Here is a 13215-nt window from a genome sequence, read left to right as displayed (position 1 = left end):
GGCGTGACAACGCGCGAGCTCCCCACCTACTGCCGGATCTGTGAGCCCCTCTGCGGGCTGATCGCCACCGTCGACGACGGGAAGCTGGTGCGCCTGCGCGCCGACAAGGACCATCCGCTCTCCCGCGGCAACGCCTGCCCCAAGGGCATCGCCTTCACCGAGATCCAGAACGATCCCGACCGGGTGCTGTATCCCTTGCGGCGCACGGCATCCGGCGCGTTCGAACGGGTGTCCTGGGACACGGCGCTGGACGAGATCGGCGCACGCCTGCGCGGGCTCATCCGCGAGCACGGAATCGAGAGTCTCGGCTGGTATTTCGGCAATCCGTCCTCCTTCTCCTATTCACACACCCTGTGGATGGTGGGCTTCCAGCTGGCCGCCGGGCTGAAGCACGTGTATTCGGCCGGTTCACAGGACATCAACAACCGCTTCGTGGCCAGCGAGCTGCTCTACGGCTCCCTCACCACCGTGCCGGTGCCCGATCTGGACCGCACCGACTTCCTGCTCATGCTGGGAGCGAATCCCCTTGTCTCACACGGCAGTGTGCTGAGCGCGCCGCGTATCCGCGAGAAGCTCACCGCCATCACGAAGCGGGGCGGGCGTGTGGTGGTGGTCGACCCGCGAAACACCGAGACCGCCAAGCTGTTCGAGCACGTCGGCGTGCGACCGGACGGTGACGCCTGGCTGCTGGCCGCCCTGTTGCAGGTGATCTTCGACGAGGGTCTGGAAGACACCGGGGCGCTGCGCCGCCAGGCCCGCGGCGCACGTGAATTACGGGCTGCCGTAGCGCGTTTCACGCCCGAATACACCGCCGAGGTCACCGGCCTCGAACCCGATCGGGTGCGCGCCCTGGCCCGCGATCTGGCCCGCGCCGAATCCGCCGCGGTCTACGGCCGCACCGGCACCTGCCTGGGCAGGCACGCGACCCTGGTGGCCTTCCTCATCGACGTCCTGTCCCTGGTGACCGGAAACCTCGACAGGCCGGGCGGTTCGGTCTTCGGCAAGGAACTGGTGGCGGTCTCCGAGCTGAGCGCCCGCCTCGGTTTCGCCGGCTACGGCAGGAACCATTCCCGCATCGGCGGATTCCCGGACGTGCTGGGCACCTTCCCGGCCGCCATCATGGCCAAGGAGATCACCACGCCCGGCCCGGGGCAGCTGCGTGCCCTGTTCACCTCGGCGGGCAATCCGGTTTCCTCGGTGCCCAACGGCCGCGAACTGGCCGCCGCGCTCACCGAACTGGACCTGTTCGTTTCCATAGACATATATGTCAACGACACCAACCGGATCGCCGACTACATCCTCCCGGCGACCACCTTCCTGGAGCGCGACGACATTCCGCTGCCGTTCACCGCGTTCTCCCCGACGCCGTACACCCAGTACACCGAGCGGGTCGTCGAACCGTACGGGGAGGCTCGCGAGGAATGGCGGATCATCGACGCCATCGCGACCCGGATCGGCGTGCAGCCCTTCGCCGTCGGCCCGGCCCGCCCGGCCGGTCGCCTGCTGAGCGCGCTGCGCCGCCGTGTCCCCGGCCTCGGCTCCGCCCGCCCCACCCCGACCCTGCTGGCCGACCTGGCCCTGCGCACCGGCCCCTACGGCGACCGATTCGGCCTGCGCCGCAATGGCCTCAGCCTGCGCATGCTGCGCCGTCACCCGCACGGGGTGGTGCTCGCCGACAGCATCGCCACCGGGGTGCTGCGGAACGTGGTGCGGCACAAGGGGGGCCGCGTGCGGCTGGATCCAGACGAGATCATCGGCGAACTGCGCGCCCTCAGCGCGCGGCCGGTCGATCCGGCCTATCCGCTGCGCGTCATCGGCCTGCGCGAACTCAAATCGCACAATTCGTGGATGCACAATGCCGAGCCGCTCATGCGCGGCGACCGCGAGCACGCCGCCCGCATCAACCCCAAAGACGCGGCGGTGGCGGGCATTTCCGACGGCGACCGCTGCCGGGTTTCCTCCGCGCACGGCGCCATCGAGGTGACCGCCCGGCTCACCGAGGACATGACCGAGGGCACCGTGGCCATTCCGCACGGCTGGGGTCACGACGGCGGCTGGCAGCGCGCCAATGCCGCCGGGGGCGCGAACGTGAACGACCTGATGTCCACCGATCTCGCCGATGTGGAACGCCTCGCGGGCATGTCCAACCTGAACGGCGTCCCGATCCGCCTCGACCCGGTCGGCTGACTAGCGGTCGTTCTCCAGGATCCGCTGCTTGATGGCGCGGGCGGCGGCCTCCGGATCGTCGGCCTCGGTAATGGCCCGCACCACCACGATTCGCGTCGCGCCCGCGTCCAGTACCTCGGGCAGGGTGCGGGCGTCGATGCCGCCGATGGCGAACCACGGCCGCCGGGTGTGTGAATCGGCGGTGGACCGGACCAGGTCGATGCCCGCGGGGGTGCGGCCCGGCTTGGTCGGGGTGGCGTACACCGGCCCGGTGCAGAAGTAGTCGATGTGCTCGTCCACCGCGGCCAGTCCGGCCTGCGCGCGATTGTGGGTGGAACGGCCCAGCACCACCTCGCCGCCCAGGATCTGCCGCGCGTACCAGGGCGGCAGGTCGCCCTGGCCCAGGTGTAGCACGTCCACCCCGGCCGCGAGCGCAATATCGGCGCGGTCGTTGCACGCGACCAGTGCGCCGTGGCGGCGGGCGGCGGCCTTCAGCTCGGCCAGCGCACCCAGTTCGGCCTTGGCCTCGAGCGGCCCGAACTTCTTCTCCCCGGGCGAACCCTTGTCCCGCAGCTGGATGATGTCGACGCCGCCGGCCAGGGCCGCCTCGGCGAACTCCGCCAGGTCACCTCGGTCCCGGCGGGCGTCGGTGCACAGGTACAGCCGCGCGGTGGCGAGGCGTTCCCGTGGGGTGGCGGGCCGGTTCGGGTGGGAGGGTTGCACAGCCTCGACGGTAGTCGCGCTACGGTGTTCGAGTCGAAACGACCCGAGAGAGCGCACCCGGCGTGCAGCTGCGCGACGCTCCCGCCGAGTCCACTGTTTCGCGCGATATATATGCAGGTCCCGCGGATGCTGGGATGAGTTAGGTGGATTCACATGCGGACTCTGGCCGTCGTCGGCGGCGGTGTGATCGGACTTTCGGTAGCCTGGCGTGCCGCCGGAGCGGGCTGGACCGTCACCCTCTTCGACCCGGCCGTGGGCTCCGGATCCTCCTGGGTGGCGGGCGGCATGCTCGCCCCGCTCTCGGAGGGCTGGCCCGGTGAGGACGCCGCTCTCGCCTTCGGCGCCGCCTCCCTGATCCGCTGGCCCGGTTTCGCCGCCGAGCTGCGGGCGGTCACCGGTACCGATGTCTTCGTCGCCGACCAGACCCTGACCGTCGCCCTGGACGGCGCTGATGCCGCCGACCTGCGCACCATCGCCGACTGGGTGAATGCCCGCGGCCACGAGCTGCGCCTGCTGGACCGCGCGGGGGTGCGCGCCGCCGAACCCGGCCTGGGCCGCGGCGTGCGCGCCGGACTGCTCGCCGTCGCCGAACCCGCCGTGGACAATCGCGCCCTGGTGACCGCGCTCCGAACCGCCTGTGCCGCGGCCGGAGTCGAGTTCCGCGCGGAGCGGGTGGAGTCCTCGGCGGGCCTGCCGCACGATCGTGCCGTGCTCGCCACCGGCGCCGCGGCCGCCGACCTGTGGCCCGGTCTGCCGGTGCGCCCGGTGAAGGGCGAGATCCTGCGCCTGCGCCGCCGCCCCAGCGCCCCGCCCGCTCCCGCCCGCGTGGTCCGGGCCCGGGTGCACGGCCGGCCCATATATCTTGTGCCGCGGCGTGACGGAATCGTGCTGGGTGCAACACAATACGAAGTCGGGTTCGACAACGCCGTCACCGTCGCCGGTGTCCGCGACCTGGTCACCGATGCCGAGGTCGTGCTGCCGGGTATCGGCGAATACGAATTCGCCGAGGCCATCGCGGGTTCGCGCCCGGGCTCGCCCGACAATCTGCCGCTGATCGGTTACCTGGACGAGCGGGTGATCGTGGCCGCGGGACACGGTCGCAACGGCATTCTCGACACCCCGGTCACCGCCGACGCCGTCCTGGCTCTGCTCGCCGACACCGAGCTGCCCGAGGCGCGCGCCGCGGACCCGCGCCGGTTCACCACCGCCGCACCGTTTCACCCAGGAGGAGTCCGATGACCGCAATCCCGGTCGGCGTCACCGTCAATGGCGAGGATCATGTTTTCCCCGACGAGCTCACCATCCGGCAGCTGCTGGAACGGCTGAACCTGCCGTGCCAGGGCGTGGCTCTGGCCATCGACGGCGCGGTGTTCCCCAAGTCCCGCTGGGACGAGCCGGTCGGCCGCGGCTGGGAGATCGAGGTGCTGACGGCGGTGCAGGGTGGTTAGCACGATCGAACCGCTGGTCATCGCGGGCCGCGAGTTCGGCTCCCGGCTCATCATGGGCACCGGTGGGGCGGAGAACCTGGCCGTGCTGGAGGAGGCCCTGGTCGCCTCGGGCACCGAGTTGACCACGGTCGCGATGCGCCGGGTGGACGCCGCGGGCGGCACCGGCGTGCTGGACCTGCTCAAGCGGCTGGAGATCGCCCCGCTGCCCAATACCGCCGGCTGCCGCACGGCCGCCGAGGCGGTGCTCACCGCCCAGCTGGCCCGCGAGGCTCTCGAAACCGATTGGGTGAAGCTGGAAGTCATCGCCGACGAGCGTACCCTGCTGCCCGATGCCATCGAATTGGTCGCCGCCGCAGAGCAATTGGTGGACGACGGCTTCACCGTGCTGCCCTACACCACCGACGACCCGGTGCTGGCCAAGCGCCTCGAGGACACCGGCTGCGCCGCGGTCATGCCCCTGGGCTCGCCGATCGGCACCGGTCTGGGTATCGGCAATCCGCACAATATCGAGATGATCGTGGCCGCCGCGGGCGTGCCGGTCATCCTCGACGCGGGCATCGGCACCGCCAGTGATGCCGCGCTGGCAATGGAACTCGGCTGCTCGGCGGTCCTGCTGGCCACCGCGGTCACCCGCGCCCGGCAGCCCGCGCTGATGGCCGCCGCCATGGCCCGCGCGGTCGAGGGCGGCCGGCTGGCGCGGCAGGCGGGTCGAATCCCCAAGCGGTTCTGGGCCCAAGCGTCCTCGCCCGGATTCTGAAGTCCGGCGCGGGTTCTGAACCCGGAGGCCGGTCCGGCCCGTAGTCATCCTCAGGGATGAGCGACGCGCGACCATTTAGCGACAGTGCGCGCTCCGTACATGGGGAAGACTGGTCGCCATGATCGAACTGAGAGGCCTGACCAAGCACTACGGCCAGACCGTCGCGGTGTCGGACCTGTCGTTCACGGTCCGTCCGGGGCAGGTGACCGGCTTCCTCGGCCCGAACGGGGCGGGCAAGTCGACCACCATGCGGATGATCCTGGGGTTGGACACACCGACCTCCGGCACCGCCCTCATCGACGGTAAGCCGTATCACGACCTGAAGCGTCCGCTCGACACCGTCGGCGCGCTGCTGGACGCGAAGTGGGTGCATCCCAATCGTTCCGCGCGTTCGCACCTGCGGTGGATGGCCGCCTCCAATGACATTCCGCAGTCGCGGGTGGAGGAGGTGCTGCGCCTGGTCGGCCTGTCCGAGGTCGCCAACAAGAGCGCCGGTGGTTTCTCCCTCGGCATGTCGCAGCGGCTCGGCCTGGCCGGCGCCCTGCTCGGCGACCCGCAGGTGCTGCTGTTCGACGAACCGGTGAACGGCCTGGATCCCGAGGGCATTCTGTGGATCCGCCGCTTCATGCAGCGGCTGGCGGGCGAGGGCCGCACCGTGCTGGTGTCGAGTCATCTGCTCTCCGAAATGGCGCAGACCGCCGAGCATCTCGTCGTGATCGGCCGGGGCCGGCTCATTGCCGACACCACCACAAAGGATTTCATCGAGAAGGCCTCGGAACAGTCTGTGCGCGTACGCAGTCCGCAGCTGGATCAGCTGCGCAGCCTGCTCACCTCGAACGGCATGACGGTGCGCGAGGATGGTGCCGAGGCGGACGGCCCGGCCCTGGTGGTCGCGGGCGTCACCAGCGACGCGGTCGGAAAACTGGCCGGCGCCAATGACATCACTCTCTACGAGCTCTCGCCGCAGCGCGCCTCGCTGGAGGAGGCGTTCATGCGTATGACCGGTGGCGCGGTGCAGTACCACGGCGAAAGCTTCGATCAGGTTATGGGAGGTGCGCTCTGATGGGAGTGCTCGCGGCGGAACGAATCAAGCTCACCTCGACCAAGTCCCCGGTCTGGTGCACGGCGCTGCTGGTGGTGTTCGCGCTGGGTATCGCGGCGCTGTTCAGCCTGGCCTTGAACGCGTCCTGGCGGGTGTTCGAGGATCAGCTGGCCCAGGGCAAGATGACCCCGGCCGATGCGCCGTACGCGGAGAACTCGGTGGCGGGCCTGGGTATCACCGGCCTGGCCCAGGGCATTCCGGGTTTCGGCTACCTGATGGTCATGATCCTGGCGGCGCTCGCGGTCACCAGTGAATACCGCTTCGGCACCATCAAGACCACCTTCCTCGCGGTTCCCGGTCGAACCACCGTGCTGCTCACCAAGGCCGGCGTCATCGGGGTTGCCATGGCGTTGCTGAGTGCGGCGCTGACCTTCCTCGGCTTCTTCATCTTCAAGGTCATGGTGAACCACGATGCGGGCAGTCACCTGAGCCTGAGCAGTGGCGATCTGCGGGTCTTCTACGCCGTGCCGCTGTTCATCCTGCTGGTGGTCTTCCTGGCGGTCGGCGTGGGCACGCTGATCCGGCAGTCGGCGGGCGCGCTGTCGCTGCTGATCGTCTGGCCGGTCATCCTCGAGCCCATGGTCGGCGCGTTCGGCAAGATCGGCCGCGAGATCCAGGTGCTGCTGCCGTTCCAGAACGCGGGCCTGTTCCTGGGCACCGTGGACGCCAAGTCGTCGTACTGGCACTGGGGTCCGTGGGGCGGCCTGGTCTACTTCGCGGTCTTTGTTGGATTGATCTTCGCAGCCGCGTTGTTCGTGGTAAATAAGCGCGACGCGTAGAGCGACGCACAGACCCTGCCCTAGGGGCCGCCGGCCACTGCCCGGCACGGCGGCGAGCATCGGCCCGATACGGATTCTCCGTGTCGGGCCGGTGTCATAACGGGCCAAAAGTGTGTGCCAGCTAACGTTTCCTGTCGGCATGGATCGGTTGGCCGTCGTACTGGACGGTCGGTAGCATCGAAACAGCAACCAAAACACTCAAACCTTCGGCGGGTCCAATGATGTGGCCGCTAGCACCGATCGGGAGGTGTCAGGTGGCAATCATTGATCCATTCCACGACGGAACGCTGAGATACGCTCTGGGCGTGAGCGAACGACCCTCCGACGGCGGTGAACGCGCCTCCGACGCGAACCGTACGGACGGACTGGGAACCGATCGCAACCGGTCCCGCGACGCGCCCGGCAGCCGGGCACGGCAACCCCGCATCGACCCGGATGTGGTCATCCCCCTGATTCCCGCGGAACTGTCCGAGGACCCCGACGAGACCGACGAGTCGCAGACCGGGCGGCGGCGCGGCCGTTTTCCCGGGCAGCTCTCGGCCATGGTCAATGCCGCCAATCAGCGCGGCGACTTCATCGACGCCATCCGCAAGGCGCGCGAGAACCTGCCCGGCGATCCGGCCTTCGGTGATCCGCTCTCGGTCTCCGGACCCGGTGGCGCGCGTGCCATGGCCCGCGCGGCAGACAAGCTGGTTGGTGATTCCCCCAGTGCCGCACGCGAATTGGGACTGGGCGCGCTGCAGGTCTGGCAGGCCGTGCTGGAGCGGATCGGCAAGGGCCGCGGCCCGCAGGAGATCACCATCATGTTCACTGATCTGGTGGCCTTCTCCAGTTGGTCCCTGGCCGCGGGGGACGAGGTGACCCTGGACCTGCTGCGGCGGGTGGCCAAGGCCATCGAGCCGCCCATCGTGGATCGCGGCGGCCAAGTGGTCAAGCGCATGGGGGACGGCGTGATGGCCGTGTTCCCGTCCGCGGACCGGGCTGTGCGGGCGGCGGTGGCGGCCAAGGAGAACCTGTCGGCGGTGTCGGTGGACGGCTATCGCCCGCAGATGCGCCTGGGGCTGCACACCGGCAGTCCGCGCGAGATCGGCGGCGACTGGCTCGGCATCGATGTGAACATCGCGGCCCGAGTCATGGAGGCGGGCGGCAATGGCAACACCATGCTCTCGGGCGTGACGCTGGACTCGCTGCGCCCGGAGACGCTCGAGGAGCTCGGCCTGGGCGTAAAGCCCTATCGCCGTAGCTTTTTCGCGGCTCCCCTGAGCGGCGTCCCGGAAGATCTCCGCATCTTCCGCCTCGAAGCCGAGTAACGGTCCGCCGGCCCGAGAGTCAGTTCGTCATCCAGAGCACCGCGCCCACGGCCGCGAGCACGCCGCAGACGGCGAGCCCGATGGCCAGTGGGCGCGAGGTCTTGAACAGCGAGTACGCCCCGCCGAGCAGGAATCCGGCGAGGGCGAGCAGGACGATCACGGTGACGTCTGAGGACACCTGTTCAGTGTGCCTGAAGGTTGCCGACGTACCGGGGACCGGTCCCGACCTGGGATTCTGGAAAATAACAAGCACGCGGGCTTGATTTTTTCCGGGACCGATGTGACCCTGTAACCGACCGCAGCACCGAGGCTGCGCCGACCGCGCTGTGACAGCGCAGGTGTACAGGGAGGCCCGCCATGAGTCAGCTCGCCGATACTCCGGATCTGATTCGGATCGGCAACTGTTCCGGGTTCTACGGCGATCGCCTCAGCGCCATGCGGGAGATGCTCGAGGGCGGGCAGCTCGACGTGCTCACCGGCGACTATCTGGCCGAACTCACCATGCTGATCCTGGGGCGCGATCGCATGAAGGACGCGAACCTCGGCTACGCCAAAACCTTTGTGAAGCAGCTGGAGGGCAGCCTCGGCCTGGCCCTCGAGTCCGGGGTGAAGATCGTCGCCAATGCGGGCGGGCTGAATCCGGCCGGGCTGGCCCAGCGGGTGCGGGAGGTGGCCGAAAAGCTCGGTCTCGCACCGAAGGTCGCGTACGTGACCGGTGACGATCTGCTGGCGCGGGCCGGAGAGCTGGGGCTGGGCGCGCCGCTGACCGCGAACGCCTACCTGGGCGCGTGGGGCATCGCCGAATGCCTGACCGCGGGCGCGGACATCGTCGTGACCGGGCGGGTCACCGACGCCTCGGTGGTGGTCGGTCCTGCGGCCGCGCATTTCGGCTGGGGCCGAACCGATTACGACGCGCTGGCCGGTGCGGTGGTGGCGGGGCACGTCATCGAGTGCAGCACCCAGGCCACCGGCGGCAACTTCGCCTTCTTCACCGAGATCGCCGATCTGGGGCGGCCGGGCTTCCCGATTGCCGAGGTGCGGCGCGATGGCAGCAGTGTCATCACCAAGCATGCGGGCACCGGCGGCGCGGTCACCGTGGACACGGTGAAAGCCCAGCTCATGTACGAGATCCAGAGCGCGCGCTACGCCGGGCCGGATGTCACCACGCGACTCGACACCATCGAGGTGAGCCAGGAGGGCCCCGACCGGGTGCTGATCAGTGGCGTGACCGGTGAGGCCCCGCCGCCGCAGACCAAGGTGTCGACCAACACCATCGGCGGATTCCGCAACGAGATGGAGTTCATCCTCACCGGCCTGGATATCGAGGCCAAAGCCGAACTGGCGCAACGGCAGCTGGAGTCCTGGCTGCCGGCGCGGCCTGCCGAGCTGGAGTGGACCCTGGCGCGGCTGGACCGGCCCGACGCCGACACCGAGGAGCAGGCCAGCGCCCTGCTGCGCTGTGTGGTCCGGGACCCGGATCCGAACAAGGTGGGGCGCGCGTTCTCCAGTGTCGCCGTGGAATTGGCCCTGGCCAGCTTCCCCGGCTTCTCGCTGACGGCCCCGCCCGGCAATGGCGGTCCGTACGGGGTGTTCACGCCGGGATACGTGGATTCCAAGGAGATTCCGCATACGGCGGTCCTGGCGGACGGCGCCGAGGTGGCGATCGCGCCGGCCGGGGAAACCCTGGAGCTGGATGCGGTCGCGGAACCCGAACTGCCGCAGCCGCTTCCGGCCGGAGCCACCACCCGCGCCCCGCTGGGCGCGATCGCGCTGGCCCGCAGTGGCGACAAGGGCGGCAATGCCAATATCGGCGTCTGGGTGCGCACCGAGGAGCAGTGGCGCTGGCTGGTGCACACGCTGACCGTCGACGAGCTGCGCCGCCTGCTGCCCGAGACCGCCGCGCTGCCGGTCACCCGGCACGTGCTGCCGAATCTGCGGGCGCTGAACTTCATTGTCGAGGGCCTGCTCGGCGAGGGCGTGGCCTATCAGGCCCGCTTCGACCCGCAGGCCAAGGGGCTCGGCGAATGGCTGCGCGCCCGGTACCTCGACATCCCCGCGGAGTTGCTGCTGTGAGGCGGCCCGGCGGACCTGCGCTGCGGCCGTGGACCGGCCGAGCCGGTGACAGGCGAGGGTTCGGCCTCGCGGAAGGGAACGAGGCGGTATGAGCGCCGGATATGCAGACCCGTGGCAGACGCCCGAACGCCGCGAATTGCGCGCCACCGTGCGTGGTTTCGCGGAGCGGGAGGTACTGCCGTATCTGGACGAGTGGGAGCGCAACGGCGAGATCCCGCGTGAGCTGCACAAGAAGGCGGGTGCGCTGGGGCTGCTGGGCATCCAGTTCCCGGAATCCGCCGGCGGTTCCGGTGGCGACGGCATCGACGCCGCCATCGTGGCCGAGGAGCTGCACTACGCGGGCTGCTCGGGCGGCCTGTTCGCCTCCCTGTTCACCTGCGGTATCGCGGTGCCGCACCTCATCGCCTCGGGCAATGCCGAGCACATCGAGCGCTGGGTCCGGCCCACGCTGGCGGGCGAGAAGATCGGGTCGCTGGCCATCACCGAGCCGGGCGGCGGTTCGGATGTCGGGCATCTGCGGACCACGGCGGTCCGGGACGGCGACGACTTCATCGTGAACGGGTCCAAGACCTTCATCACCTCCGGTGTGCGCGCCGATTTCGTGGTGACCGCGGTGCGTACGGGCGGTCCGGGCGCGGCCGGTGTGTCGCTGCTGGTGGTGGAGAAGGGCACGCCCGGGTTCACCGTCAGCCGCAAGCTGGAGAAGATGGGCTGGCTGTGCTCGGACACCGCCGAACTCTCGTATGTCGATGTGCGAGTGCCGGTCTCGAACCTGGTGGGCCCGGAGAACAGCGGATTCGCCCAGATCGCACAGGCTTTCGTGAGCGAGCGGGTGGGGCTGGCCGTGCAGGGGTACGGGCACGCCCAGCGCTGCCTGGACCTGACGCTGCAGTGGTGCCGGGACCGGGAGACCTTTGGCCGCCCGCTGATCAGCCGCCAGGCCGTGCAGAACACACTGTCGGAGATGGCGCGCCGCATCGATGTCGCGCGCGTGTACACGCACGCGGTGGCCGAGCGCGCCGCCCGCGGCGAGACCGATCTGATCGCCGAGGTGTGCTTCGCCAAGAACACCGCCGTGGAGACCGCGGAGTGGGTTGCCCACCAGGCGGTGCAGCTCTTCGGCGGCCTCGGCTACATGCGTGAGTCCGAAGTCGAGCGCCACTACCGCGATGTCCGCATCCTCGGCATCGGTGGTGGCACCAACGAGATTCTGACCAGCCTCGCGGCCAAGCGATTGGGGTTCCAGTCTTGAGTATTCTGCGCACGTCCGTAGACCCGAATTCGGCGGACTATCAGGCCGCCGCCGAGGCCATGACGGCCAAGCTGGCCGAGGTGGAGGCCGAGTACGCCAAGAACATCGCGGGCGGTGGCCCGGACAAGATGGCCCGGCACCGCAAGCGCGGCAAGCTGACCGCGCGTGAGCGCATCGAACTGCTCATCGACGAGGATTCGCCGTTCCTGGAGCTGGCTCCGCTCGCGGCCTGGGGCAGCGACTTCCATGTGGGCGCCAGCGTGATCGCGGGTATCGGCATTGTCGAGGGCGTCGAGTGCATGATCGTGGCGCCGGATCCGACCGTGCGCGGCGGTACGTCGAATCCGTGGACGCTGCGCAAGAACCTGCGCATGAACGACATCGCGCTGGAGAACCGGCTGCCGGTGATCGGCCTGGTCGAGTCCGGCGGTGCGGATCTGCCGACGCAGAAAGAGGTGTTCGTCCCCGGCGGGCGGATGTTCCGGGACCTCACCCGGCTGTCGGCGGCCGGAATCCCCACCATCGCACTGGTTTTCGGCAACTCCACCGCCGGTGGCGCGTACGTCCCGGGCATGTCCGACTACACGGTCATGATCAAGGAGCGCTCCAAGGTGTTCCTGGGCGGTCCGCCGCTGGTGAAGATGGCCACCGGTGAGGAGTCCGACGACGAATCCCTCGGCGGTGCCGAAATGCACGCCCGCATTTCGGGTCTGGCCGACTACCTGGCCGTGGACGAGCAGGACGCGATCCGGCTGGGCCGTTCCATCGTCAAGCGGCTGAACTGGCAGAAGCAGGGTCCGGCCGCGCGCCCGGTCACCGAGGTGATCGAGCCGATGTACGACTCGGAGGAACTGCTCGGCATCGTGCCGACCGACCTCAAGATCCCGTTCGATCCGCGCGAGGTCATCGCCCGGGTGGTCGACGGCTCCGACTTCGACGAGTTCAAGCCGCTCTACGGTTCCAGCCTGGTGACCGGCTGGGCGGAACTGCACGGCTACCCGGTCGGCATTCTCGCCAATGCCCGCGGCGTGCTGTTCTCCGAGGAAGCGCAGAAGGCCACCCAGTTCATCCAGCTGGCCAACCAGTCGGACACGCCACTGCTGTTCCTGCACAACACCACCGGCTACATGGTCGGCAAGGAGTACGAGCAGAAGGGCATCATCAAGCACGGCGCGATGATGATCAACGCGGTGTCGAATTCGAAGGTGCCGCACATCTCGCTGCTCATGGGCGCGTCCTACGGCGCGGGCCACTACGGCATGTGCGGGCGCGCCTACGATCCGCGCTTCGTGTTCGCCTGGCCCAGCGCCAAATCCGCCGTCATGGGCGGCGCGCAGCTGGCGGGCGTCATCTCCATCGTGGGCCGGGCCGCGGCCGAGGCCAAGGGCATGCCCTTCAACGAGGAGGCCGACGCCGGGATGCGCGCCATGATCGAGGCGCAGATCGAGGCCGAATCGCTGCCCATGTTCATGTCGGGCCGGCTCTACGACGACGGCGTCATCGACCCGCGTGACACCCGCACGGTGTTGGGAATGGCGTTGTCCGCCATCCACAATTCCCCGATCAAGGGCGCCGAGGGCTTCGGCGTCTTCCGGATGTGAGGCC

General features: G+C 69.2%; 12 protein-coding genes. 10 read left to right on the top strand and 2 right to left on the bottom strand.

Annotated elements, in window-relative coordinates:
- The first annotated feature begins 3 nt into the window (after nucleotides 1-3).
- Nucleotides 4-2187, top strand: coding sequence for a molybdopterin-dependent oxidoreductase (locus tag ACFXHE_RS33260; protein ID WP_379388629.1), 2184 nt, complete (start codon nucleotides 4-6; stop codon nucleotides 2185-2187).
- Here ACFXHE_RS33260 and thiE read toward each other — a convergent pair whose 3' ends face one another.
- Nucleotides 2188-2889 (bottom strand): thiamine phosphate synthase, encoded by a 702-nt coding sequence (gene thiE, locus ACFXHE_RS33255; RefSeq protein WP_379388628.1) that lies wholly within the window; start codon nucleotides 2887-2889, stop codon nucleotides 2188-2190.
- 153 nt (nucleotides 2890-3042) lie between these two features.
- Here thiE and thiO point away from each other — a divergent pair, with 153 nt between their 5' ends.
- From thiO to ACFXHE_RS33225, 6 genes are all read left to right on the top strand, one after another.
- A complete protein-coding gene (gene thiO / locus ACFXHE_RS33250) occupies nucleotides 3043-4128 on the top strand; it encodes a glycine oxidase ThiO (protein ID WP_379388626.1) in 1086 nt (361 codons plus the stop codon).
- Complete coding sequence (gene thiS, locus ACFXHE_RS33245; protein ID WP_354843470.1) at nucleotides 4125-4337, top strand: sulfur carrier protein ThiS; 213 nt, start codon at nucleotides 4125-4127, stop codon at nucleotides 4335-4337. The genes thiO and thiS overlap by 4 nt, the downstream gene beginning before the upstream one ends.
- Complete coding sequence (locus ACFXHE_RS33240; RefSeq protein WP_379388624.1) at nucleotides 4330-5094, top strand: thiazole synthase; 765 nt, start codon at nucleotides 4330-4332, stop codon at nucleotides 5092-5094. The genes thiS and ACFXHE_RS33240 overlap by 8 nt, the downstream gene beginning before the upstream one ends.
- A gap of 118 nt (nucleotides 5095-5212) precedes the next feature.
- On the top strand, nucleotides 5213-6157 hold the full coding sequence (locus tag ACFXHE_RS33235) for an ABC transporter ATP-binding protein (protein WP_379388623.1): 945 nt from the start codon (nucleotides 5213-5215) through the stop codon (nucleotides 6155-6157).
- On the top strand, nucleotides 6157-6975 hold the full coding sequence (locus tag ACFXHE_RS33230; RefSeq protein WP_379388622.1) for an ABC transporter permease: 819 nt from the start codon (nucleotides 6157-6159) through the stop codon (nucleotides 6973-6975). Before ACFXHE_RS33235 ends, ACFXHE_RS33230 begins: the two co-directional genes overlap by 1 nt.
- Nucleotides 6976-7280: 305 nt before the next feature.
- Nucleotides 7281-8285 (top strand): adenylate/guanylate cyclase domain-containing protein, encoded by a 1005-nt coding sequence (locus ACFXHE_RS33225; RefSeq protein ID WP_379388620.1) that lies wholly within the window; start codon nucleotides 7281-7283, stop codon nucleotides 8283-8285.
- A 19-nt stretch (nucleotides 8286-8304) separates the two neighbouring features.
- On the opposite strand, the gene ACFXHE_RS33220 is transcribed toward ACFXHE_RS33225, so the two are convergent.
- On the bottom strand, nucleotides 8305-8463 hold the full coding sequence (locus ACFXHE_RS33220; protein WP_354843480.1) for a hypothetical protein: 159 nt from the start codon (nucleotides 8461-8463) through the stop codon (nucleotides 8305-8307).
- 179 nt (nucleotides 8464-8642) lie between these two features.
- On the opposite strand from ACFXHE_RS33220, the gene ACFXHE_RS33215 reads away from it, so the two are divergent.
- The 3 genes from ACFXHE_RS33215 (at nucleotide 8643) to ACFXHE_RS33205 (ending at nucleotide 13211) form a co-directional block, all read left to right on the top strand.
- Entirely contained in the window at nucleotides 8643-10358 is a 1716-nt protein-coding gene (locus ACFXHE_RS33215) for an acyclic terpene utilization AtuA family protein (protein WP_379388618.1), read from the top strand.
- Between the two features lie 88 nt (nucleotides 10359-10446).
- Nucleotides 10447-11610 carry an acyl-CoA dehydrogenase family protein gene (locus ACFXHE_RS33210; RefSeq protein ID WP_379388616.1) on the top strand — a complete coding sequence of 388 codons (1164 nt, stop codon included), beginning with the start codon at nucleotides 10447-10449 and terminating at the stop codon, nucleotides 11608-11610.
- Nucleotides 11607-13211: an acyl-CoA carboxylase subunit beta gene (locus ACFXHE_RS33205; protein WP_379388614.1), complete on the top strand. Its 1605-nt coding sequence runs from the start codon at nucleotides 11607-11609 to the stop codon at nucleotides 13209-13211. Before ACFXHE_RS33210 ends, ACFXHE_RS33205 begins: the two co-directional genes overlap by 4 nt.
- The last annotated feature ends 4 nt before the right edge of the window (nucleotides 13212-13215 follow it).

The organism is Nocardia sp. NPDC059229, assembly GCF_042754165.1.
In the GTDB taxonomy this organism is placed as follows: Bacteria; Actinomycetota; Actinomycetes; order Mycobacteriales; family Mycobacteriaceae; genus Nocardia.
Note: the sequence above shows the minus strand (reverse complement) of the source record. Positions and strands in the feature narration are given on the sequence as shown.